This is a genomic window from Bacteroides sp. UBA939 (assembly GCF_002293435.1).
In the GTDB taxonomy this organism is placed as follows: domain Bacteria; phylum Bacteroidota; class Bacteroidia; order Bacteroidales; family Bacteroidaceae; genus Bacteroides.
Genome location: NZ_DBDF01000017.1, coordinates 1 through 25,547, shown reverse-complemented (window position 1 = coordinate 25,547; position 25,547 = coordinate 1). Strand labels below are relative to the sequence as shown.

Annotated in this window: 14 protein-coding genes; 9 read left to right on the top strand and 5 right to left on the bottom strand. The window is 44.7% G+C overall.

Features of this window, described 5'->3' with window-relative positions; all coding sequences use genetic code 11:
- The first annotated feature begins 130 nt into the window (after window positions 1-130).
- A complete protein-coding gene (locus B2Z67_RS01235) occupies window positions 131-703 on the top strand; it encodes an RNA polymerase sigma factor (RefSeq protein WP_291527996.1) in 573 nt (190 codons plus the stop codon).
- A complete protein-coding gene (locus B2Z67_RS01230) occupies window positions 700-1,851 on the top strand; it encodes an energy transducer TonB (RefSeq protein ID WP_291527995.1) in 1,152 nt (383 codons plus the stop codon). The genes B2Z67_RS01235 and B2Z67_RS01230 overlap by 4 nt, the downstream gene beginning before the upstream one ends.
- A 56-nt stretch (window positions 1,852-1,907) precedes the next feature.
- Here the strand turns inward: B2Z67_RS01230 and B2Z67_RS01225 are convergent, their stop codons facing one another.
- A complete protein-coding gene (locus tag B2Z67_RS01225; protein WP_291527994.1) occupies window positions 1,908-2,555 on the bottom strand; it encodes a DUF6563 family protein in 648 nt (215 codons plus the stop codon).
- 259 nt (window positions 2,556-2,814) lie between these two features.
- Here B2Z67_RS01225 and B2Z67_RS01220 point away from each other — a divergent pair, with 259 nt between their 5' ends.
- Window positions 2,815-3,111 carry a hypothetical protein gene (locus B2Z67_RS01220; protein WP_291527993.1) on the top strand — a complete coding sequence of 99 codons (297 nt, stop codon included), beginning with the start codon at window positions 2,815-2,817 and terminating at the stop codon, window positions 3,109-3,111.
- A 573-nt stretch (window positions 3,112-3,684) separates the two neighbouring features.
- Here B2Z67_RS01220 and B2Z67_RS01215 read toward each other — a convergent pair.
- The 4 genes from B2Z67_RS01215 to B2Z67_RS01200 form a co-directional block, all read right to left on the bottom strand.
- On the bottom strand, window positions 3,685-4,089 hold the full coding sequence (locus tag B2Z67_RS01215; protein ID WP_291527992.1) for a hypothetical protein: 405 nt from the start codon (window positions 4,087-4,089) through the stop codon (window positions 3,685-3,687).
- A 248-nt stretch (window positions 4,090-4,337) separates the two neighbouring features.
- A complete protein-coding gene (locus tag B2Z67_RS01210) occupies window positions 4,338-5,885 on the bottom strand; it encodes an ATP-binding protein (protein WP_291527991.1) in 1,548 nt (515 codons plus the stop codon).
- A 443-nt stretch (window positions 5,886-6,328) separates the two neighbouring features.
- On the bottom strand, window positions 6,329-9,211 hold the full coding sequence (locus B2Z67_RS01205) for a TIM-barrel domain-containing protein (protein ID WP_291527990.1): 2,883 nt from the start codon (window positions 9,209-9,211) through the stop codon (window positions 6,329-6,331).
- 148 nt (window positions 9,212-9,359) lie between these two features.
- Entirely contained in the window at window positions 9,360-13,472 is a 4,113-nt protein-coding gene (locus tag B2Z67_RS01200) for a hybrid sensor histidine kinase/response regulator transcription factor (protein ID WP_291527989.1), read from the bottom strand.
- A 319-nt stretch (window positions 13,473-13,791) separates the two neighbouring features.
- Here B2Z67_RS01200 and B2Z67_RS01195 point away from each other — a divergent pair, with 319 nt between their 5' ends.
- From B2Z67_RS01195 to B2Z67_RS01170, 6 genes are all read left to right on the top strand, one after another.
- Window positions 13,792-16,971: a SusC/RagA family TonB-linked outer membrane protein gene (locus tag B2Z67_RS01195; protein ID WP_291527988.1), complete on the top strand. Its 3,180-nt coding sequence runs from the start codon at window positions 13,792-13,794 to the stop codon at window positions 16,969-16,971.
- Between the two features lie 19 nt (window positions 16,972-16,990).
- A complete protein-coding gene (locus tag B2Z67_RS01190) occupies window positions 16,991-18,619 on the top strand; it encodes a RagB/SusD family nutrient uptake outer membrane protein (protein ID WP_291527987.1) in 1,629 nt (542 codons plus the stop codon).
- A gap of 19 nt (window positions 18,620-18,638) precedes the next feature.
- Window positions 18,639-19,412, top strand: coding sequence for a hypothetical protein (locus tag B2Z67_RS01185; RefSeq protein ID WP_291527986.1), 774 nt, complete (start codon window positions 18,639-18,641; stop codon window positions 19,410-19,412).
- Window positions 19,413-19,542: 130 nt separating this feature from the next.
- Window positions 19,543-21,690 (top strand): alpha-L-fucosidase, encoded by a 2,148-nt coding sequence (locus tag B2Z67_RS01180; protein WP_291527985.1) that lies wholly within the window; start codon window positions 19,543-19,545, stop codon window positions 21,688-21,690.
- A 21-nt stretch (window positions 21,691-21,711) separates the two neighbouring features.
- Window positions 21,712-23,751 carry a beta-galactosidase gene (locus tag B2Z67_RS01175; protein WP_291527984.1) on the top strand — a complete coding sequence of 680 codons (2,040 nt, stop codon included), beginning with the start codon at window positions 21,712-21,714 and terminating at the stop codon, window positions 23,749-23,751.
- A 193-nt stretch (window positions 23,752-23,944) separates the two neighbouring features.
- Window positions 23,945-25,510, top strand: coding sequence for a glycoside hydrolase family 43 protein (locus tag B2Z67_RS01170; RefSeq protein ID WP_291527983.1), 1,566 nt, complete (start codon window positions 23,945-23,947; stop codon window positions 25,508-25,510).
- Window positions 25,511-25,547 lie beyond the last annotated feature (37 nt).

Here is a 25,547-nt window from a genome sequence, read left to right as displayed (position 1 = left end):
TATAGAGATGCAGATTTCACAGAGATTCCATAAAAACAGGGCGAAGTTTTTTTATTTTTCTTTCTTACGTTGCTGTTTTTAATGGTATATACCTATCTTTGGCAACGAAAAAACTGCTGCCCTTTAATAATTGCTGTTCTTTAAGAGAAACATATCGAAGCTGTCGGACGAGGAACTACTGGCATACTATGCCAAGTCCGGAGACACGGAATATTTCGGTGAACTGTACAACCGCTATATCCCGCTGCTGTACGGACTTTGCCTGAAGTATCTGCATGACGAAGACCGGGCGCAGGAAGCCGTCATGCAATTGTTCGAAGACCTGTTGTCCAAAGTCGGCAATTACGAGATACAAGTCTTCCGACCGTGGCTTTACCGTGTAGCCAAAAATCACTGCCTGCAACTACTGCGCAAGGAAAACAAAGAAATTACACTCGATTATACCGTTAACATTATGGAATCCGATGAATTTCTGCATCTATTAAGTGAGGAGGAAAGTTCGGAAGAGCAGTTGACGGCACTGTACCACTGCCTGGAGAAGCTGCCCGAAGAACAACGGAGCAGCATCCGGCGTTTCTTTTTAGAAGAGATGTCGTATGCAGACATCGCCGAGCAAACCGGATTTACTCTGAACAATGTGAAAAGCTATATCCAGAACGGAAAGCGAAACTTAAAAATCTGTATTAAGAAACAAACCCTATGAAACTATTGGACTACATACGAGGACTCCGCAAAGGACAGGAAGCACATCGGCTGGAAAAAGAGTCGATGCAAGACCCTTTCCTTGCCGATGCTATGGATGGGTACCGGCAAGTGGAGGGAGAGCATGAACAACGAATCGAGCAATTGCGGATGAAGGTGGCGGCGCATTCGAAGCGGGTGAAGGTGACGGCGCATTCTAAAAAGAAACGGAATACGTATGCCATCACCTGGAGCATTGCTGCCTGTCTGGTTATAGGAATAGGTATCAGCAGTTACTTCCTGTTGCTGAAAAAGGACATGGGAGAGCATTCGTTTATTGCCAAAGAGGGTATTCCCGGAACGGCGGCTGCTCCTGATATTGTTTACGAGGAAGAGATTGCGCCTGCATCCACAGAAAAGACGCTGCCTGATTCCGGTAAACTTCCGGATGCAAAGGAGATGACGAGGAATATAGCAAAGGCGGAAAACAAACCTGTTGCCCAGTCGGTAATAACAGCAGATATAGAGGAAGTGAAAGACGAGGAGATTCTAACAATAGTGAAAGATTCTAATGTTGAAATTGAAGCTGTTGATGTTTATTCTGATGCTGACGTTGCTGATTCTCATATTGCCGTTGACGTTGCTGCTGCTGATTCTGACGTTGTCGCTGCTGCTGAAATGATGAAGAAGAGAAACGATGCTGAAATGATGCAGAAGAAAAGTGATGCGGAAATGATGCAGAAAATACAATCCGAGAAGATTGCTGAGGCAAGGAGCAAGGAAAGGGCGAAGGTGCAACACAGAGCTGAAAACGAGATACTTCATGAGGTCGTAGTAGTGGGACACGGAACGCAGAAGAAAATGTCTGACACGAAAGCCTTGCAGGATACACTGAAGAGTGCCGGTATTCCGGAACCTGTCATCGGCATGAAGCAGTACAGGAGATATCTGAAGAAGAACCTGGTTCGCCCTGCCGACGAGGCTTGTGCCAAAGTTAAAGGTATGGTCGTGCTGACTTTCTTTGTTAACAATGAGGGTCGTCCTTTCAATATCAGGGTCAAGAAAAGTCTCTGCGAATCTTTGGATCAGGAAGCCATACGTCTCATCCGGGAGGGGCCGGAATGGACGTCCGGGAGCCGACCTGTGGAGATTGCGGTGGAGTTTAGATAAGTTAGTATTGCTGTATGCTTTATCTCCTCGTAACTCCTAAAGCATGATAATGGAGGCTAATATCTCATTAACAAATTCGTTTTAATAAGATACTCCATAATTACATCTGCCGATTCCTTCTCCTTTTCGGGCAAGGCATTGTATTCCTGCAAGTATTCGGGGTAGTTCAGCAAGATGGTTCTCATATTGTCTTTAGTAATAAGCTTCACTTTCTTATTATCCGATTCTACCAGATAACAGACTCTGTTCTTCAGTTGTTTGGACGCTACGATAGCCCCACCTATAGCACCAAAAAATATACCGGCAGCAACTTGCTCATTTGTCTGCTCTTTGCCAATCTTAATGCCGATAAAACAAATCCTGTCGGTACCGAAACGGAAACCGGGCGCATACCAATTGCCAAACTTGCATCCCTCATATCTTAATTGCCGGCAGTTTACGTACAAGGTATCCTGATGTATGATGTACTTCACTTCCTTCTTCAACAGTTTATCTGTCTGTTTATCATTTGTCTTCGGTTTAAAATCGGCTCCTCCACTCCAGAATCTCTTACTCTTGGATCTGGATTCAATAGTCAGATTCTCTACTGTGGTAAACTTCCCATCCATGTAATCGGAAAAGGAGAGAGCATATCTGCTTTGAGCAGAAGATGTGCATGCAAATAGCAATAGCGCTAAGCATAAAATGTATCTATTCCGTATCATAAAACTTGTATTTAGATATACATAAATAATTCCATTCACCATCCTTTGTGCGTTCATACGCAGTATAAGGGAACTTGCACAAAAATACGAATAATTTCTTTATCACACTATTCACTTAAGAAATAATCAAATATAAAAGTAACGCATCAAGCATAAAATTCTCACACTATTTGTTTATCTTTACCGCAGCATTACCCGGCACGTGCATTTATTAAATGCCACCGGGAATTTACAGTTTAAACAAATAAAAGAAAGTATAATGAACGCCATTTGGTTTATATCTTACAAACTCAAGACAGACGTATCTGTGGAGGATTTCCTGATCGCATCGGAGAAGTGTCATAACGAAGTGCTGTCCCAACAAAAGGGCTTCATTTCCTGGGAAGTGCTTCGTGCCGGCGACACATGGGTTGACCTAGTGAAGTGGGAAACCGCAGAGGATGCCAAAAACGGTGAAACTGCAGGCGCCGGTAATCCTGCCTCCTATGAGTTTTATTCTTTTATTGATATGGACACTTGCAATGTCCAGCTCTATACTGTCGAGAAAAGCCACTGACATTTTGTAAAGCTACTGACATTTTGTATTTCTAATCAGTCGAGAATGCGTTATTTCCGCCCGGATGTCCGCGTGGCTGGAAATACGCGAGCGAAAATCAGTAAGTGACAGACTGACAGTGCAATATCGAAATACTTACATTTATTCTGGAACAAAATATCTCCTGAAAGTGGGTTAAGAAAAGAAAAAACGGACAGGATGAGTCAACTACCTATAAGTAACGAGTCAACTACCCATAGGTAGTGAACCATCTACTTACAGGTAGTTAGTGTTTTACTTATAGGTAGTTGATGTTCTACTCATAAGTAGTGACCCTTTCACCTGGAAGAAGCAATCCTTTTCTGCATAAAAAGCCTGCAACGCTGCAAGAATATGCAGAAATGCAGTATGTTTATTCTTCTTTTATTCATAGAATATTCCAGATGGGAAGTCTGTGAAACAGGATATGTCACACAAAACAAAGATATGATGTCATATTGAATAACAAACCGACCGATTTGCTATCATTCCGGCAACGTTACATCATAAACATAACTTCATTAGAGACGAAAGAACGCTCATTGCGCAACGTCCTTATTTCACTTTTTCTATCCAATTCTGGTTAAGCCATCGTGAATATTGTTCACTCAAGTGTTTCAGTGTTCTCCAATCTTGTATATTGCCTTCTTGGGGAAACGTCACATTTATGATGGTCAGTCTTGTCCTGTTAGGTTTTACCTCTTCCAGTCGATATTTTACACTTGCGGTAGTGTCGCTTATTATCGAATCGCCATAAGTCCGGATTATATTATCTGTTTGATAATAGGGTGCAAGATAGGTAACAGGTCGGATAACAGAGTCGACAACAGCAGAATCTCCTTCATAGAAATCACAGTTATATCCAAGCCTCAGTATGGAGGCAATCACAGAGTCTTTCGGCAGTTTTATGTTATAAGCATCTCCGATATAGATAGTTCCCCGCGGTATTTCGCTCCTCATTAATGAAGTAGCACAGAAAGCAAAGAATGAGATTCCCAATAAAGCAAACCTTGAAAAAGCCTTGATTCGTTCATTTCTTAGAATGGGATTGAATGGATGGTAGTTTATCAGGTAATGGCTTAACGGCAGGATTAACAATGCCTGTTATGATAGAAATTGATTTATTCAATTTGAGAATTACTGCCGCCACAAACATGGGGAAGATTAATAATCCTGCAAAGTCAGAAAGCTTTCCTAATACATTTCCCTTATTCCACCAACCACTTCTCAATATTCCGCGTCTTGGCGGAGAAGTTCACTCCTATTTTGAATAGTTGCCGGGAGTCATGCTCAAACGGCAGGGCGTACTGCTTTTCATTGATTTGCCTGAGCGCCTCTTCTGCCGTGCCGTCCAGCTTGAATTCCATGACGTAGACGAACTTGTCCGTCTGAAGGACAAGGTCAATGCGTCCGGCGCTTGTGTGATATTCTGCTTTGGCATAGAAGCCGACAAGTTTGAAGACTATGAACAGGACGTTTTGGTAATGCAACTCCAGGTCGCGAACCAACTCGTAGGGAGTATCGGCAAAGAAACCTTGCAGGCGGTGGAAGAAGGCGTCGTAGTCTCCGGCCTCTACCTCGTCGATGAATTTCTGAATCCCAAAAGCAGATTTCGAAGCATTGGAATTCACGTAGAAGGGGAGCAGGAATTGAGTGAAGCCCTCTTCTACTTCGCGGTTGGGGAATCCCAGACGGTAATTGCCGGCACGTTCGCCATTTGATTTTATGGTGAGATAGCCGCTCTGGTAAATCACGGGGATAGGGTCGGTATCCATAGTATCTATGCCTTCGAGTATGGAGGATGGCGTTTCGTCGCGCGTGATATTCGCCAGATTGTAATCGTGACTCTTCAGCAGTTCCACCAGATAAGTGGGCGTACCTGTGGCAAACCAGTAGCTGCCGAATTCATTACGCTTAAAGGCATTGAGCAAACTGAACGGATTGTAGATACCGATGGAATTGGATGTGAAATGATAGCCATCGTAGCATTCTTTCAGTTTGCTGCAAACCTCCTCATACGTCATTCCCTGGGCATCGGCCAATTCATGAAGCTCTGCTTCCAGATTATCATGCAATTCCTGTTCCGTGACGCCACAGATACTGACGTATTGATTCCACATGGAGATATCCTCCAGATTGTTCAGGTCACTGAATACGCTCACCTTACCGAAGCGGGTTACGCCTGTCAGCATGACGAATTTGATGTATTCGTCCTGGCTTTTCAGTGTGCCGTAGAAGGGTTTCAGTGCATTCCGTAGAGACTTCTGCAGTTCTTCGTTCCCGATGGCTTGCAGCAGGGGCTTGTCGTATTCGTCTATGAGGACAGCGACGCGTTGCCCCGTTTGTTCGCAGGCGCGCCGGATGATACCGGCAAAGCGCAGGGAAAAAGATGTTTCCGAAGGTTCGGCGCCATATACTTTTTCCCACCTCACTAATGCTTCGTTGAGTATCCTGTCCAGGCTTTCGGGTACATCATATTTCTCTATATTCAAATCCAGGTGCAGAACGGGGTGTCGTGTCCAGTCCTTTTCCAACTGTTCCATTGCCAGTCCTTCGAAGAGTTCTTTCTTGCCTTCAAAGTAGGCTCTGAGCGTAGAAATCAGCAAGCTCTTGCCGAAGCGGCGCGGACGGCTGAGGAAGTAATACCGTCCTGTTTTCACCATCTTATAAATCAAGGCGGTTTTATCTATATACATATAGCCATCCTTGCGAAGACTCTCAAAGTTCTGGATACCGATGGGATAAAGTTTACTCATAGCTACTGCTTTTATAGTAGGACATGCGAAATGATAGTGAATACAAAGATACAGAATAACTTCAGATATTCTGCTTGCGCTATCCGATTTTATTGAATGGATTTATTTTGGGGTGCTGATTTTGAGGAATGAGAAGTGGGGAATAAGGAATGAGGAATGGGGAATAGTTTACAAATTCTCTTCCTTTTGCTGTCTCCCGGGATAGGGGTTCAAGAGGATGCCAATTAAGTCGTATACTGAATAGGGTTCAATCGTATACTGAATGGCATTCAGTCGTATACTGAACCCTATTCAGTCGTATAGTGATTTCACCCCTCCCAGAATATGTTCTGGAGGGGGTATTTTAATATTGAATAGGCAGGTAATGAGAGAATATATGTATAAGAAATATCATTATGTTTTTGATGAATTCAATACAAAGGCGTTATTACCTAAAGTTACCCTCATTCATCATACGCCTGTACAGTGCACCATTTCTTTTTTCCATCATATAGAATTTCTACTCCCTTTGTGTTCGCATTGAAAGGTTTTGGATTCTTCTTATCAACAAATACCACATTAAATGCCCGGTTCTTAAGCATGCCGGAATATTCACCCTGACGGTCGCCGATAACTAATGTGTGCGATGCATCGTCGTATATTATTGGAATCATGCTATATTGCCCTTTTTCATAATTATAATTCACGCCTTCATCTTCATACAGAGTAAATGTGCTATTCCGACCGGCATATACATACAGGGTAATGTTCTCAGACAACTTCTCATCGACATATTCAATTTCCGAGCCTATAGGTATGATAGAACCTTCACAGAAATAGAGTGGAATTTGTTCGTAAGGCGCACCAACGGTTTGTTGCTGACCACCTCCGATATATTTTCCGGTATAGAAATCGTACCATCCGGTGGTAGCCGGGAAATAAACCTCACGGCTACGGGCACCGTATTCGTAAACAGGACATACCATAAGCGAAGGCCCAAACATATACTGGTCTCCAATATTTTCCACCTGTTTGTCTTTACCAAAGTCCATAACCAAGGATCGCATTATGGTGTAATCATCAAAATAAGCCTTTCCTGCCAACGAGTAAATATAAGGCATCATACGGTAGCGCAATTTGGTGTATGCTGTAATAGATTTATAGGCAGAATGATTTTCAGGAGCAATATTATATACTTCGCGGAATGGATACTGCCCATGTGCGCGGAACAGTGGAGTAAATGTCCCGAACTGATACCAGCGGGTGTTTAGCTCTCGCCATTCTTTCATATCTGCATTTTCCTTGCCTGTCCTATTATATTCGATTTGTGCGTTTACGTACCTGCTTTCCACGCAGAATCCGCCGATATCCATTGTCCAATATGGAATACCACTCATGGCAAAATTCAATCCTGCAGAAATCTGGGCTTTCATATCTTCCCAGCGGGTAGCAATGTCACCGCTCCATGTGGCTGTTGCATAGCGTTGCAACCCGGCAAAACCTGAACGGGTGAGTTGGAACACCCGGCGATTAGGGTCTTCCTCTCTAAGACCTTCATAAATGGCCTGTGCATTCATCAAAGCATAGGCATTGAAATATTGAGTAGAAGGGCCAAGCGCGGTAGGACCACAAAGAGCCTTACGGTAATCCATATCTGTGCAGTCACGTACGTTCGGTTCGCTGGCATCCATCCACCAAGCATCAATTCCCAACGGATAGAGATGGTCTTTCATCTGTTTCCAGAAAAGTTTACGGGCATCTTCGGCGTAAGCATCATAGAAAGAACCTACATAGCCGGGACCGACCCAATCGCGAATACTATCCTTTACCGCCTGTTGATACATCCAACCTTTTTCATCAAATTCCTTAAAATGTTCGGTAGTTGCATAGAACTTCGGCCAGACGGAAATCATCATCTGTGCATGCATCGCATGTATAGAATCTACCATAGCTTTTGGATTAGGGAAACGCTTTTTATCAAACTCATGGCTTCCCCAGGCATCATCTTCCCAGTAATTCCAGTCGAGTACGATATTATCAATAGGAATATGGCGTTTCCTGAACTCTTTCAATGCATCCAGTATTTCTTCCTGTGTTTTGTACCGTTCACGGCTTTGCCAAAAACCCATAGCCCATTTAGGCATGATGGGAGCTTTTCCGGTAAGGGTACGATAGCCACTGATTACTTCGTCCATATTGTTGCCATAAACAAAATAGTAGTCCATTTCGTTGCCCATTTCGCTCTGGATAGACAGTTTATTCTGTTCGTGTTCGCTAACCGGGCTTAATGCTCTCAATCCCAAGTATGACTCACCCCCGTCGGGCTTCCACTCAATGCGGACAGGAACACGTTTGCCGGCTTCGAGATTAAGCGAAAATTTATAGCCGTTAGGGTTCCAGGCTGTACGCCAGCGTTCGGGAACAATCAGTTGGTTGTTGACATAGACTTTTACATATCCGGCATAATGAAGATGAAAACGATACACGCCGTTTTCCTTAGATTCAATTTCACCGGTGTACTTCACTGATGAACCGGCTAAGGGAAAATCTTCAGGCAGATTTTTTATTGTCTTTATATCCTCATAGCAGATTGTACTTTCCGTACGTTCCACCGCAAGCTTGTCTTTTGAGGCGGGAGTGTATATGGCTGTCAATCCGCCTTCTTTCCCTTGGGCGTCATACAGTTTGAAGTTTTCGTTTAGTTGCGCGTATTCGCGTGGGTCACCAAAACGACTCAACGAATAGTTATCCCAAAGGATGCCGTAGTTTTTATTGGATAGGATAAAGGGTACAGATACTTTTGTATTATACTGTAGCAGCGTTTCGTTCTTTCCCTTATAATTAAATTCGTCGGCCTGATGCTGGCCTAATCCGTAGAATGCTTCATCTGCGGGTGACTCGAATATTTGTCGCATGGCATATCCCTCCGTACCTTCTACAGTAATGGGGGTGAAAGTCTTTCCTCCTCCTTCATTTTCGCGTAGAATGGCATTCCTGTTTTTATCGGCAAACACCACTTCTCCGGTATTGCGGTCTACGATTACTTGCAAGGTAGCTGTATTGAGGGTTAGTTGTCGCTCTGCTTCTTCTACCGAGAACGAACTTTGGCTTTCTGCCTGCGGAACAATTATCAGACTTTCCTCTTTCGAGAAATGTTTTCCGGGGGTAGCCGAAACACGAATTACCTTGTCGTTAATTACTTGCAATCTAACCCTCCCTGCATCTGTAGATTGCTTTTGTTGTAGGTTAATGATGATGCCGTCCTGTGTCTTCTCATAACTTTGTTCTGCACATGAGGATAGTGACAGGCATACAAGCACCCATAAACTTTGTTTTAAGTTTCTCATACGATTTGACTCATTGATGTTTTCATGTTGTAAAATTCGGAAAATAACCAGAAAACAAAGGGTATGTTTTGTTGCGCAAGCAAGGTACGGAAGCGGCAGTAATGTATTAGCTTGGGGGATATTTCGTTAAATACCTCTTTCCGGTTTCTTATTTTCCCTTTTTATATTGATACTCAGAAGGCAAAACACCAAACTCTTCCTTGAAATATTTCCTAAAGAATTTCGGATTGCTGAACCCTGTCTGATAAGCGATTTCAGATACATTCTGTTGGCTCTCACGCAGAAACTGTGCGGCACGCTTTAATCGGATAATACGTATAAACTCAATAGGTGTTTTTCCTGTGATGGATAGAATCTTCTTATATAGATGTACCCGGCTCATATTCAATTCACTACTAAGCTCTTCAACCGAAAGTTCGCTCCGGCTGATATTGTCTTCTACATATTGAATGGCTTTCTTTATCAATTTCTCGTCCAGTGAAGTGATTGTGATTTCACTGGGAGTAATCTCCATTTTCGGGTTAAAGTTCTCCTGACGTTTTTGTCGGAGCTTTATTAGTCTTTTTATACGCAAACTTAGTATGTCAAAGTCGAACGGCTTAGTGATGTAATCATCAGCGCCGCTTTCCAATCCTTCCAACTTCTGTTCTTTGGCCGAACGGGCTGTGAGTAAGATTAAAGGGATGTGCGAAGTCCGTATATCTGTTTTTACCAATTTGGACAGTTCATTTCCATCCATTTCAGGCATCATCACATCACTTATAATTATATCCGGTTGTAATTCAGGTATCATAGCCCATGCTTTAGCTCCATCTGCTGCAGCTTCAATTCTATACTCAGTAGATAAACTATCGCACATGAAATGACGAAAATCTTCATTATCATCAACGATAAGAATAAGAGGCAGTTCTCTCTTCGTTTGAGTCACATCGTCATTAAGGGGATTGTCAACCACTGAAATCTCTGCAGGTGTTTCTATGTTCTCCTGCATGGGCTTAACTTTCTGTTCTTGCGTTACTTGTACCCGAACAATCGGAATCGTAACAATAAATACACTTCCCTTACCCACATTGTCGAGTACGGTAATAGCACCATTGTGCAGGGAAACAAATTCTTTAACCAGATGCAGCCCGATGCCGCTTCCATCCGTTTTCTGTCCTTCTTTTTGTCGAACCTGATAGAACCGTTCGAATATAAGTTTTTTGTCTTCATCTTTAATACCAATGCCTGTATCCGAAACTTTAATTTCGAACTGCTCCGGTTGCCCATCTGTAGCAGGTAGCCAGTCCAGTGAAACATCTACCTTTCCCCCTTCTGGAGTAAATTTAAAGGCATTAGATAACAAATTCATTATTATTTTACTCATTTTATCTTCGTCAAACACCATGAATAATTCGTTGACAGCCGAGAAAAAGAACAGGCGTACATTTTTCTTTTCCGAATATTCACTGAAAGAGTTGCTGACATTATGGATATAATCAACGATATTTCCCTGAGCAGGATTAAACTGATGACCTTTTACATCGCTCTTCCTGAAATCGAGCAATTGGTTAACCATGCCAAGCAACCTCATTGCATTGCGATGCACCATCTCCAGTTTGTTTTTCTGGTCTTTACTTTCAATCTGTTTGATTACATTTTCCAGAGGCGAAATAATCAATGTAAGCGGTGTGCGCAATTCATGGCTTATGTTAGTGAAGAAACGCAGTTTCATATCATCAATTTCATGCTTCTGCTGTGCTTCCTGTTCTATTTGTATCAGCTTATATTTATGTCGTTCGTTACGCAATATCTGTCTGCGGCCCAGTAGAAGTATACCTATTATCATTATAGAGTATATAATGTAAGCTATAGGCGATGCCCAGAAAGGGGGTGCAATTATGATTTTGAGTTCGGATGTTTCATGGTTGCTAAAACCATCACTGTTGATAGCCTTCACTTTTAAAGTATATTCCCCGGGTGCCAGATTGGTATATGTCAGGCTGTTGATGTCCGTAGTAAGCCAATCCTGATTAAATCCTTCGAGTATATACATGTATTTGGTTTTCTCAGGCAAAATGTAATTCATTGCCGAGAAGGAAATGGAAAAAACATTTTGTTCGTATTTTAGTTTGATACTTTCTGTATGGTTAAGAGAGCGGGTTAAAATACGATTTCCGTTATATACACTGTCTATTTCAACTTTCTGGTTAAAAAGTAGGATCTCTGTAAATTCTATTTTATGAGTGTTATCGTTGTATTTTAGTTCTTCGGGGTCGAAAAAGCTTAATCCCTGAACACCTCCGGCAATAACTTCTCCCCGGAAGGTTTTGACTATGGCACGTGAGTTGAATTGTTGTCCCTGCAAGCCATCCAATTCGCCATAACGGTGGCTGACGAAAGTATATGTCCCTGTTGTGGGAGCAATGTTTACCATAATATTGAATATACTGTTGGTAGTCGTAATCCACATATTTTTTTTATTATCCTCTATAATGGCCTGAATAATTTCATTTCCCAGGGGCGCATCATTTATGGGTAGGATGATTTCATCGTTTTTACGGTCATAAACATTAAGACCTTCGGCAGTAGCAACCCAGAGCAGTCCCCGGCTGTCTTCATAAATCTCATTCAGGTTTGAGTGCGAAAATCTCTGCGTTCCTTTTTTATTTGTCAGCCATTTCTCGAATGTATTGGTCGATGGTGAATAAACTGTTATACCGTTAGTTGTTGCCATGTATATGTTTGTATCACGTCCCACAAGAATGGATGTCACATACTCCGCTTCATATCCTGTACCCGGTTGAGGATAGTAGGTGAATTTTCCGGTATGGGGGTTGAGGCCTTGCAATCCGTTTCCCAGCGTACCTATCCAAATATACCCGTCGTTACCCTCGGCCAATGACCATATATTATCATTAACAAGAGAGTTGGAATTTTCCGGGTGATGCCTGTAATGCGTAAAAGACTGTCCATCAAACGCATTAAGTCCATTGAGGAAAGTTCCTATCCATGTTTTCCCATCTTTGGTTTTCAACATACTTACGATTACATCTCCTGACAATGAATTCTTGTTCGATTCATGTTGGTATATTTTTCGTACGCCGGTTTCACGGTTCATGGAGATAAGTCCACTGCTGGTTCCAATCCATAAGTTACCTTGCTTATCTTCGGAAATCGCATTTACATCGGGAGTAAAATTCTTAGTTTGGTTAAACTCCAACAGATGGTCTGTGCGGAACTTGAATATACTCTCGTTATAATAGGAAATACCTCTTTTATAATAGCCTATCCATACTCCACCACTCTCATCGCAGTAGAACGTATTTATGCTGTTTTGAAGAATGCTCCTTTCGCTGAATACATCATTTTGGAGATACTTTATAGTATGCAGATTTTTATTGATAATGTTGATTCCTCCGTGGTCTATAGCTATCCAGATTTGGTTTTTCGTATCCTTTTTTATTGCTTTCACATTGTTATCAGAAGAGAGTACATAAGGCGAATCCTTTCGGGCGCTGATGTGTTGCCATTTGTTTTCGCCAACATAATATACCCATATACCATCATTGCCATACACCCAATAGTCTCCGTCGGCATCAATAAGCATTCCATATTGCCGGGATTCGATATTTGCGGTATGAACAAGTTGCCGGTTGCGATGCGTTATTTCTTTCGTCTTTCGGTCTACCAACTCAAAATAGCCATTGGAATAGAGTAATACGATGGCGTTTTCATCTTCTGCAAAAGAGATAAGACCTACAGACTGTTCTTTCAATTTCTCCTCAACCGGATAAAAATAAAGCTTTTTTTCTTTTATATTATAGCAATGCGTTCCGTTGTCGGCATACGACCAGATGTTTTTTTCTTTATCTATGTACATCTGATAAGGAGAATCCGGAATTCCATATTTCTTTTCCAACAAAGGCGCCGCCGGATGGAACGTTTCTTTTTCCGGGTCATAATATACATATCCTAAATGTGCCGTATGTACCCAAAGTAATCCGTCGGCATTTTCTTGTACGTCATAAATCTCGTTATCGGGTAGGGAATAAGGGTTTTTACTGTTTCGGGTAAATACTTTAAATACATAGCCGTCATATCGGTTGAGTCCGTAGGGGGTTGAGAACCACATAAAGCCTTGGGAATCTTTGGTAATATAGTTAATCTGGCTGTTGGAAAGCCCATCATTTACTCCCAGATGTTTGAAAGCAAATTCGTTTATGCCGAATAGAAATGTTAAGCAACAAGAGCCTAACAAAGTCAGGATTAATCGTTTCATGATATTTGAATATAGATAACGACTACAATATTCGCAAAAAAAAATGAGATGACCAATATTCCTCCATCGTTTGTGTGCATGGGTATATAATACATGTCTTGTACGTAAACTACTGAATGATAGCATATTACGAGACTGACTTAACATAACTTCCTCTCTTTTGTAACATAAATACATGCCAACAGCCGGGGCAGGTGTCTGATATGTGAAACATTACGGCCTTCCTTGTCGAACCCCAATAGTTATCTTTGCCTCATACTAAGTGCATGTCTACTTAATATTAAAAACAACCAGTATTAACATTAAAATTTGTGTACAGATGAGAAACACTCTTTTCCGAAAATGCATAAACTCCCGTTTATGCGGTATTATGTGTATTATGCTATTGCTGTTCCAGTCAATGGCATTACGAGCAAATCCTTCTCAAGAAAGGACAGTGACAGGCATTGTTACTTCATCAGCCGACAGTGAACCTCTTATTGGAGTCAGTGTCCGGATAAAAGAAGCATCCAATGGAACAATTACCGATATTGACGGTAAATACTCCCTGAATGTTCGTAGTGGAGAAACCTTGGTTTTTTCGTATGTAGGTTATGTAGACCAGGAAATCAAAATCGGCAACCAAACTGTCATTAATGTGACGTTGGCAGAAGACAACAATGCGCTCGACGAAGTAGTGGTGATTGGTTATGGCGTCCAAAAGAAAAAGCTAAATACCGGAGCCACAGCGCAAATGAAGGGCGAAACCCTGGCAAAACTAAACACTACCAGTCCGTTGCAAGCCATGCAAGGGCAGACTCCCGGGGTAAGCATCATCTCTACCTCCGGACAACCCGGTGCAGATATGAAAGTAACGATTCGTGGTTTGGGCACAGTGGGCAATGCTTCACCTCTTTATATTATAGATGGAATTGAAGGAGATATTTCGACACTGAACTCTTCGGATATCGAGTCGATTGATGTTTTGAAAGATGCGGCATCTGCCGCTATCTATGGTGCTCAGGCAGCCAATGGCGTTGTATTGGTGACCACCAAACAGGGAGAAAAAGGCAAGGGGCAGGTATCGTTCGACGCCTATTATGGGGTACAGAATGTAGCTCGCAAAACAAAAATGCTGAATGCTGAGGAGTATAAAATGATCATGAATGAACAAGCTGTAAACTCAGGTGACGATTTAAAAGACTTTGATGCAATGGAAGGTCTGGCAGATACCGACTGGGTGAGCCAAATGTTTAAAGACGATGCTAAAACAGAAAACTATGCATTAAGTTTCAATGGAGGGACCGAGGCATCTGTATATTCATTGTCATTGAGCTATTTATCTCAGGAAGGTATTGTAGGCGGGGCGGATGTTTCCAACTACGAACGCTATGGCTTCCGCATCAACACAGAACACAAATTGTATAAGAATGTATTGAAAGTAGGACAACACTTAAACTTTAGTTATATCAAGAACACAGGTATTCAAGTAGGTAATCAATATAATAACACATTTCGTGGCGCATTTATGGCGTCTCCACTCTCACCGGTGTATAGTGACAACAATCTGTATGGTAGCCCATTCAACGACAACACCAACTCTCCCTGGTTCAATGCCGATGGTAACCCTTATGGATTGATGATGACTAATACAAATAACCAAAACAATACACAACGCCTTATTACCGACCTCTATGCAGAGTTGGAACTCGTGAAAGGCTTAAAGCTGAAAACTGTTTTGGGTATCAATTATCATTCGAGCGACTACAGAAGCTATACTCCGCTTTACCGCTTCTCTTTATACGCATATAATGATGACCACGCCACTGTCAATCAAAGAGCCAACAAGGGACATACACTTACGTGGATAAATACCGCCGGATATGATTTTAAGATAGCCGACAACCATATATTCACTACTCTGGTCGGTATAGAAGCGAAGCGATACGAAGGGATTGGAGTAAGCGCAAGCAACTGGAATCTGTTGAGTCAGTTCAATGACTTCTCGCATGCGTACATTGCCAATACTACAGGGCAAGCTCACGATAAAGACGGTACCATCGTGGAGACAAAAGTTGTAGGTGGAAAACCGGACAATGACTTTCGCAGTCTGTCTTATTTCGGACGTATCAGTTACAACTATCTGGAGAAATATCTGTTTAACGCTACACTCCGCGCTGATGGTTCTTCAAATTTTGCCAAAGGCCATCGTTGGGGATACTTTCCTTCGTTTTCGGCAGGTTGGGTGATTACCAGCGAAGCCTTTATGGAGAAAACCCAAAGCTGGCTCGATTTTCTGAAACTGCGACTCAGCTGGGGACAAGTTGGTAACCAAGACATTGACCCAAACCAGTACTCTTCACCCATCAGTACCTCCACCAATGTAAGCAGTGACAATCCGGCCGCAAACTACATCTTCGGAAATAGGTTGGGAGCCGGAAGCAATGTGAAAGGTTCCTATCCGGTGCGTCTTTCAAACCCTTACGTGAAATGGGAAACCTCGGAACAAACCAATATTGGTTTCGACGCACGTTTTCTGGACAGCCGCTTAGGAGTAAACGCTGACTTTTACATCAAAACAACCAAAGATTGGCTGGTACTAGCACCTATCTTGAGCACCGCAGGGGCGAATCCTCCGATTATCAATGGTGGAAATGTGAAAAACACCGGATTTGAGTTGGCTCTGAACTGGAACGACAACGTAGAAAGCTTCCATTATAATATAGGACTTAATGGCGCTTACAATAAAAACAAAGTCGGCAAGATACCCACAGACGATGGCATGATTCACGGACAAACAAATCAGCTATATGCCAATGCCGAAGAGTTCTACCGTGCTCAAAACGGATATACTATCGGATATTTCTGGGGATACGAAACTGCCGGAATATTTCAGAATGAGGAAGAAATAGCTGCCTGGAGAAAGGCAGGGAACGGCATTCTGCAAGGCAACGTGAAACCGGGCGACGTAAAGTTCGTCGATCAGGATAAGAATGGTGTGATTAACATCAGCGACAAGGTAGATTTAGGGTCCGGTATGCCCAGTTTTACTTATGGATTCAACGTCAGCTTGGACTACAAGGGCTTTGATTTCTCCATATTTGCTAACGGCGCAGCGGGTAACAAGATTGTTCAGTCGTACGGGCATCCCGAAGACAAACACTGGAATTACACCAAAGCCATTCTGAACCGTTGGACAGGAGAAGGCACCTCCAACCGGATACCCCGGGTAACGGATGCCAATATCAACTGGCAATTCTCTGACCTCTATATACAAGATGGCGATTACCTGCGCATTAGCAACATCACCCTCGGATACGACTTCTCCAAACTAATCCATTGGAAGTTCATCAGCCAATGTCGTTTGTATGCTTCGGTACAGAATGCGTTCACATTTACCAAATACGATGGTATGGACCCGGAGATTGGTTACGGTACGGAGGGTTGGGCCTCCGGTGTTGATTTGGGTTATTATCCACGTCCGCGTACTATTCTGTTTGGTGTAAATCTTAAATTTTAATCCGTAAAAAACTTAAGTTATGAATTTAAAGAAAATATATATCACTATACTGTCAGGAGTGGTTTGCCTGAGCTTAGGTTCATGTACAGACTTCCTCGACACATCATCCAAAACATTGCTTTTTGATGACAATTATTACAAATCCGTTGAGGATGCAGAAATGGCTTTGGTGGGTTGCTACGATGGTTGGCAACGTGTTACGTCGGATGGTGGATTTGCCTTCTACATCGTCTCCGAAGTAATGAGCGACAATTGTTTCGGCGCTACCGGCAACGGAGATGGCCGCGGTTACCAGGTTGTCGATCGTTTCGACATTCTCGAATCGCCGGCCGATGCCAATATCTTTGAGACTACATGGAAGAGCTATTATGCCGGCATATTCAGGTGTAACACCTTGCTTGCAAGGCTGGATCAGATTGTCTGGAAAGAGGGAGATGTGGATACAAGAAACCGTATCGAAGGCGAAACCCGTGCACTTCGTGCATTGATGTACTTTGAGATGGTTCGTTTGTGGGAGAATATTCCTTTGTTATTGCAACCTACTGTAGACAATGTTCCTCAGGCAAACCCGGATGATGTATATGCCACCATTGTTGAAGACTTCCTTTACGCAGCAAACCATATTCCGGCCGATACTTACCCGAAAGCAGAAGCTGCCCAGAATGACGGACGCATCACTTGCTATGCTGCCAAGGCATTTCTTGCCCGCGTTTATCTCTACTATACAGGCTATTATGGAAAGGAACTTGCCGGAGTCAGCAAGAGCGGAGTACTTCAAGGTCTGGAAGATGTTATCACCAGCAATGAGTATGACCTGGTTGACGAATACAAAAACCTGTGGGAACCCGCAAGCTCTACTCCCGTGGATGGTGAGTACAGATTTGAATCGACGTATGCAGGACGGGGAAACATTGAAACGGTATTGGCATTGAAGTTCAACGATACGAGCGATTACAATGGAAATAACGATGGAAACAGTTGGCTGGTGATGACCGGTATGCGCAACACCAATTGGTCGCCCTACGGAAAAGGCTGGGGAGCATGCACCGTTCACCCCGCGTTGATGCAGGCTTATGAAGCCGGAGATACACGCCGGGCAGCATCTATCATCGACATTGTCAACGAAGGAATCTATGAGACGTTCGATGTAGCCGACCAGCGCGAATACACCGGATATACGATTAAGAAATATACACCGATGGCTTATTACGACGGTACATCGGCTACGAAAGGAGGAGCAGGTGATTTCCAGACTGCACAGTCGCAGGACTATGTCGTGATGCGTTATGCCGATGTGTTATTGATGGCAGCCGAATTGGGAAGCGTCAACGCACAGCGTTACTTCGACAGCGTACGTGCACGCGCCGGACTTGGCAGCAAGCCTGTTAACCAGGCAAACCTGTTGGCAGAGCGTCGCGTGGAATTCGCTCTGGAAGGCATACGCTATTGGGACTTGTTGCGCCAGGGCATTGATGTGGCTGCTGCCACAATTGCCGAAGAAAGTGGCGTACCCGTACTGAGCGGCGGAGTAAATGACAAGGTCATCATCAAAGCCGATAACATAAAAAAAACCAGAGGTCTCATACAGATACCCAATAACCAAATTACATTATCAGAAGGAGTATTAATACAGAACCCGGGTTGGTAATCACATAAAAGAAAACGATATGAAAAACAGTTTTAATAAATTAGCTATTGCTATCACAGGAGTCTTGTTGTTGGGAACAGCATGTAGTCCGGACATTGCCGAATTGGGAGATGTCAGAGCCGAGAGTGACTTGAATATTTCCATCACCCAAAATACGGAGAAAGACAATATCATATACCTTGAAAGTAAGACGTTGGACATTCTTCCCTATTGGGATTATGTAGTAGGCTTCTCCAATAAGATGAAAGATACCGTAGAAATACGGTTTGCCGGTGAATATGAAATCAAATTCTACGCATTAGACAAAGGTGGAATGGTTTCGACCAGCCAAAAGGTAACCGTTTCTCAGAATGACGAAGATTACTTCAAAGACCCGATGTGGGCTTTACTGACCAATGGCAGCGACGGTAAAACATGGGTATGGAATGATAAACTTCCGGCAGTGTATGGAAACGGCGGTCAGGGTTCTATGGCTCCCGAATGGTGGCAAGTGCCCATGGCTGATGTTATCAGTATGGGTTGGGAAGTTGGTGAAATGACCTTTGATTTGAACGCGGCAGCCAATTTCACCAAAAAGCTAACCGATGGAACCACAACAAAAGGTTTCTTCAACCTGGATCTTGCAAACAGACGACTAATCTTGTCGGGAGCAAATATCCTTTATGGAGCAGACTACCTGAATGACGGAGCCACCGGCAATTACTATGTTATTATGAAACTGACTGAAACAGAACTCGTTCTGGCGCGTCAGGGAGATGGCTGGCAAAATACTTGGATGTTTAGAGCGAAATAGGATATAATTTTGTGTGTTTATTAAAGCGGAGAGCAGTCACAATAACAAACTGCTCCCGCTTTAACTTTATGCCGATTTTTTCTTTTAACTTTACCCCAAATAACTTTTAATACAATAAATATTTCATCCCATGAAAAAACCAATTGTCGCCGCCTTATGTAGTTTCTTCCTGTTCTCGCCGGCCTATGCCCAGCATCAGGAACCTGAATTCGAAAACACCATCAAGGTCGAAACTACAGACACCAATGAAATGATCATAGAAAAAGCCGCCCACATCATTCCCACACCCAACCAATTGGCGGCGCTGCAAAATGAATTTATCGCCTTCATCCACTTCGGACCTAACACCTACACCCGTATGGAATGGGGCAACGGAATGGAAGACCCCAAAGTGTTCGACCTGAAAAAGCTCGATACCGACCAGTGGTGTGAAGCCATGAAAGCCGCCGGCATGAAGATGGTAGTACTCACTGCCAAGCATCACGATGGCTTCGTACTGTGGCAAAGCCGGTACACGAAACACGGGGTGATGTCTTCCAACTTCGAAGGTGGCAAAGGCGATGTCATGAAAAACCTCTCGGCGTCCTGCCGGAAGTACGGGTTGAAACTCGGCGTTTACCTCTCGCCCGCCGACCTGTATCAGATTGAGCACCCCGACGGGCTGTACGGCAACCTGAGCCTGTACACCGAACGAACCATTCCGCGCGAAGTGCCCGGACGCCCGTTTGCCAATCAAACTAAATTCAAGTTTGTGGTAGATGATTACAACGAATACTTCCTGAACCAGCTCTTTGAAGTGCTTACCGAATACGGCCCCGTCCACGAGGTATGGTTCGACGGTGCGCATCCTAAAACCAAGGGCGGACAGAAATATAACTATGCCGCATGGCGCGAACTGATACGCACGCTTGCCCCCGAGGCCACCATCTTTGGACGGGAGGACATTCGCTGGTGTGGCAACGAAGCCGGACACACGCGCGATACGGAGTGGAACGTGATTGCCGCTTACAAGGAAAACCCCCGCACGATGAGTGAGTATATGGATCTTTACGGTGACCTCGGCACGAGCCACGTACTGCTCAGCAAAGAGAAACCATACTACCTGCACTACCAGCCTGCCGAAACCAATACGTCTATCCGCGAAGGTTGGTTCTATCGCGACGATACCCACCAGCGAACCCGGAGCGCCGACGATGTATTCGACATTTACGAACGCTCCGTGGGTGGAAACTCTATCTTCCTGCTGAATATCCCACCTACGCGTGAAGGTAATTTCTCGCACATTGACGTAGCCGTGCTGAAGGAAACCGGGAAGCGTATCAGCGAAACATACGGGCATGATTTGTTCGAAGACGTCACCATGGGAGGAGATGGCGTAGGGGCTGTCATATCCGCTCCCAAGCCCGTCACCTTCAACCGCATCACCATTCAGGAAGACATTGCCAACAGTGGCGAGCGGGTGGAGAAACACGCTGTGGATGCTTGGATAGAAGGACAATGGAAAGAAATAGCACAGGCCACCAACATCGGGTACAAGCGCATACTCCGTTTCCCGGAAGTGACTACCGATAAGGTCAGGATACGCATCCTCGCAACGCGCCTTAATCCGGCGATAGCCCGCATCTCGGCGCATTATTACCGCAAACGCCCGCCCCTGCTGAATGCCGAAAGAAATCCGGAGGGACTGGTGACGATAGCCGCCCGGACAAGCGATTTTGATTGGAGCAACTGGAATAATACCGATGCCGCAAAGCGCCGCAAACCGGATAACAAGAATAAGGAAGCAAGCAATGAATATACCATATACTACACCACCGATGGAAGCGAGCCAAACGCTGAATCGGAGAAATACACCACACCCTTTGCCATGACGCGTGGAGAGTTGAAAGCCATTGCATACGCCGGCGGCGAGAAAGGAGCAGTGCATTACGAGCATTTCGGTTTGATTAAGAAGGGCTGGAAACAGTTGGTTGCAGGCAGCGGGGAAACAGCCCTTGCCATCGACCTCGGCAAATCTGAAAAGCTGGTGGGTTTTGCTTATACGCCGCTACAGCAACCGGCGAAAAACATGGTCGTGGAAGGTGTCTTCCAGATTAGCGCCGATGGCAAGAAATGGAAAGACGCGGATAGCTTTAAGTTCGGTAACCTGATTAACGACCCGACGAAACGTTATCTCCATTTCAAAAAGCCGGTAAATGCCCGCTACGTTCGCATCCTACCCGGCAGGATTGCCGATAATGGAAGCATAGAATGCATAGACGAATTGGACATCCTTTAATTTTTTAATAATCGATTTTTTATGAAAGCAATCAAGCAAGTTTTATTTGCAATCATCCTGTCCGGTTGTGGTTTGTCACTCCATGCACAGGAATTGTATATCGGTGCCAACTACCACCCGCACGACGATAAAAATATGGAAAAGATAAAGAACGACATCCGCCTGATGAAAGAAGCCGGTTTCAACGTCACCCGCCTGGGACACTTGGCATGGGACAGTTACGAACCTGCCGAAGGCGTATTCGACTTTGAATGGTTCGACACCGTGATGGACCTCATGGCAGAAGCAGGAATCGGGGTTATACTCGACATCGCCACCCGTCCCGCGCCTCTGTGGCTGCACCACAAATATCCATCTGTAAGCGTAACCGACGCCAGTGGAAACAGACTGTACCCCAACCATCGCTATATGGACGATGTGGGCGACCCCATGTATCAACAATATGCCATGCGTTTCGTTGATACCGTATCGAAACGCTATGCCAAACACCGCGCCCTGCTGGCTTTCGGCATAGACAATGAACCGGGCGACGGTCCCATCTCTTACTCCGAAACGGTACGCCAACGGTTCATCAGTTGGCTGCAAAAGAAATACACTTCCACCGATAACCTTAACGAAGCATGGGCTACCCAGCGCTGGTCGAGGAGAATCAACCGGTTCGATGAGGTGGGGCTGCCTGCTTCCGGATACATCAAGGGCGCACCCGAAAGAGTGCTTGACTTCCGCCGTTTCATCTCCGACGAAGTAAGCGGCTTCTTCCTCCGGATGATAGATAAGGTGAACGAGAATGCGCCGGGCGTGCTGCTCAATACCAACGCCTGGTATTACAGCCCTTTGAAATACTTCGATTATTCTCCTACTGCATATTCCGGAAAGATGACCCGCCAGGGATGCGGCTTCTATCCGGGTTCGTCGCTCACCACTAATTGGGGTGTTGAGAATGCGCTGTTCGGTATCACCCGCATCCAGTACGAAAGCAACAACCCATTCTGGTGTTCCGAATTCACCACTATGACCGCTGCCCCCGGCTCCATCCGCAAATCGGCTTATGCCACCCTGATGTATGGCAACCAACTAGTGTGCGGCTGGACGTGGCAAAGTATGCACGGCGGCGAAGAGCAATATCTGGAGGGCATGATGGACTGGGACGGCCTCACCAACCGCAAGTATGACGAATACCGGAAGATTGCTTCGGAATTCCGGAAGATTGAGAAATACTTCCCTTACCGGTTGCAGGCCGAAGTGGGACTTGCCTTTTCCTTCCCCAGCCAGATAGCCGGCAGTGCCTTCCCCGAACCGCACGAGAATCAGGTACAGGCATGCTTCGGTATATTCTACCGTCGCAATATGGACGTACGCATGTTGGACATTAGCGAAAGCACACTCGACTATAAGCTGCTCTTCGTGCCCGGCGTAACGGTTATGGACGAGGCCACCGCCTCCAAAATCCGCAGCTATGTGAAGAACGGAGGAACGGTCGTCATGACTGCCAACTCGGCTGTGATAGATGAAACCGGCAAGGTATTCTCTACCACCCGTCCCGGCCGGTTGAGCGATGTGTTCGGCATTCGTGTGGCAAGTTTTGAAGAGACGGAAGTGATGAACGAGCTTTCGCCAAAGGCATATAAAGGCAAGAGAATCGGCCTCGCTTACAAGGGCAAAGAGATTGATACGGAATCCACCCGCTTCGACGTGATAGAGCCTAAAGGCGCCCGGGTGGTGGGAAGCATCACCAGTCTGGATAAGAACCATCCCATCATCACCTCCCATAAATACGGTAAGGGGAGGGCCATCTATGTGGGTCTGCCTGCCAAAGGCGAGGTACTCAACCCGATAGTGGACGAACTGATGACGGAATTGTCCATCCGTAAAGGTCCCGAGGTACCGGGCGGCGTTATGGCGCGCAACATAGATAAGAAGCACGTGCTGTACTTCAACACTACGGGCGAGTCGCAAACGATTAGTATCAAAGGGAAAGCCAAAAGTATTCTGTTTGACAGGGAATACAGCGGTACGCTTACGATACCGCCTTATGAACCGGAATTTATAGAATTATTTTAGGCGCAGATTTTTATTCATAATCTCACTCCCATACTTAGCCTATCTCACTATACGACTTAGATACCCTCAGTCGTATACTTAGGGTACCTCAGTCGTATACTTAGACTACCCCCTCTCAGAATACGTTCTGGATGAGATTTTGAGCAAGTATGGAACGAAGCAAATTATCTTAATAAATAACCCGCAGAATATCATGAAACATTTACTCTTACAAACATTCTTCTTTATCCTCCTTACTGCTCCCTGTGCGGCTCAGCAAGGTTACAAAAACCCCGTAATACCGGGATTCTATCCCGACCCCAGCGTATGCAAGGTGGGTAACGATTATTATCTGGTGAACAGCACGTTCGAATACTTTCCCGGAGTACCCGTCTTTCATAGCAAAGACCTTGTCAACTGGAAGCAAATCGGGAATTGCCTCACTCGCGAATCGCAACTCAATCTGAAAAACTGCGCTCCCTCGGGTGGTATATATGCTCCTACCATCCGTTACCACGAAGGTACTTTTTATATGATCACAACTAACGTGTCGGACAAAGGAAACTTCATTGTACATACCGAAAACCCCGCCGGAGAGTGGTCGGAACCAGTATGGCTGAAGCAAGGCGGCATCGACCCCTCACTTTATTTCGAAAACGGTAAGTGCTATATGCTTTCCATTCCTGATGGCATCACCCTGTGCGAAATCAATCCCAAGACCGGAGAGCAACTCACACCATCCAAACCCATTTGGCGTGGCACAGGCGGACGTTACCCCGAAGGACCGCACATTTATAAGAAAGACGGCTGGTACTATCTCCTCATCGCCGAGGGAGGAACGGAATACGGTCATAAGATAACCATTGCACGCAGCCGCAACATTGATGGCCCTTATGACTCTAACCCTGCAAACCCCATCATGACGCACATTAACGAGAATGCACAAATGAATCCGATACAAGGCGTCGGTCATGGAGATTTTGTACAGGCGCACGATGGTAGCTGGTGGATGGTTTTTCTAGGTTTCCGCCCACAATCGGGATTGCATCACATGCTTGGAAGAGAGACTTTCCTTGTTCCTGTGCGATGGGACAAAAACGCATGGCCTGTAGTCAATGGCGACGGTACCGTACACCTGCAGATGGATTGCGAAACGCTTCCGTTGAAACCACATGCGCCGGTTCCTGTCCGTACCAACTTCGATACGCCAAAACTGGGACTGGAATGGAACTATCTCTATAACCCGGTAATCTCCGACTACTCGCTGCAAGAGCGTAAAGGATATTTGCGTCTGAAAACATCTACCGTGCAGTTAGACGACCGGGGCGTCACTCCCACTTTCGTAGGTCGCAGGCAGCAGCACATCAACTGTACCGTTACCACCGCCATCGAATTGGATAAAGCTTCATTGAATGACGAAGGCGGCATCACCGTATATATGACCAACGAACACCACTATGACCTGTTTGTACGCCAAGGTGATAAAGGTAAGCAAATCATCACTCTACGCTACCGTATCGGCAATCTGAAGTACATTGAGAAAGAGTTGGAAGTGCCCGGAAAGAAATTCTATCTGCGGGTAGAGGGTAGCAATGATTACTACAGCTTCTCTTATTCTACAAATAATAAGACCTTCAACCCATTGGGGAAAATGAATGTACGCTATATAAGCAGCGAAACCGTAGGAGGATTCACCGGAATTTACTTCGCACTTTATGCCGCTTCACAAAAGCCCTCCAAAGGAGTAGCTGATTTCGAATGGTTTGATTATTCATATTGATTCAGACAAAAGACGGATCAGTAGCAAAATCATGTGT

Coding starts and splice junctions, on each gene's coding strand:
- B2Z67_RS01210 (WP_291527991.1), bottom strand. CDS start 5,885: ATGAGTAAACTTTATCCCATCGGTATCCAGAACTTTGAGAGTCTTCGC.
- B2Z67_RS01195 (WP_291527988.1), top strand. CDS start 13,792: ATGAGAAACACTCTTTTCCGAAAATGCATAAACTCCCGTTTATGCGGT.
- B2Z67_RS01180 (WP_291527985.1), top strand. CDS start 19,543: ATGAAAAAACCAATTGTCGCCGCCTTATGTAGTTTCTTCCTGTTCTCG.
- B2Z67_RS01190 (WP_291527987.1), top strand. CDS start 16,991: ATGAATTTAAAGAAAATATATATCACTATACTGTCAGGAGTGGTTTGC.
- B2Z67_RS01220 (WP_291527993.1), top strand. CDS start 2,815: ATGAACGCCATTTGGTTTATATCTTACAAACTCAAGACAGACGTATCT.
- B2Z67_RS01185 (WP_291527986.1), top strand. CDS start 18,639: ATGAAAAACAGTTTTAATAAATTAGCTATTGCTATCACAGGAGTCTTG.
- B2Z67_RS01225 (WP_291527994.1), bottom strand. CDS start 2,555: ATGATACGGAATAGATACATTTTATGCTTAGCGCTATTGCTATTTGCA.
- B2Z67_RS01200 (WP_291527989.1), bottom strand. CDS start 13,472: ATGAAACGATTAATCCTGACTTTGTTAGGCTCTTGTTGCTTAACATTT.
- B2Z67_RS01215 (WP_291527992.1), bottom strand. CDS start 4,089: ATGAGGAGCGAAATACCGCGGGGAACTATCTATATCGGAGATGCTTAT.
- B2Z67_RS01205 (WP_291527990.1), bottom strand. CDS start 9,211: ATGAGAAACTTAAAACAAAGTTTATGGGTGCTTGTATGCCTGTCACTA.
- B2Z67_RS01170 (WP_291527983.1), top strand. CDS start 23,945: ATGAAACATTTACTCTTACAAACATTCTTCTTTATCCTCCTTACTGCT.
- B2Z67_RS01175 (WP_291527984.1), top strand. CDS start 21,712: ATGAAAGCAATCAAGCAAGTTTTATTTGCAATCATCCTGTCCGGTTGT.
- B2Z67_RS01230 (WP_291527995.1), top strand. CDS start 700: ATGAAACTATTGGACTACATACGAGGACTCCGCAAAGGACAGGAAGCA.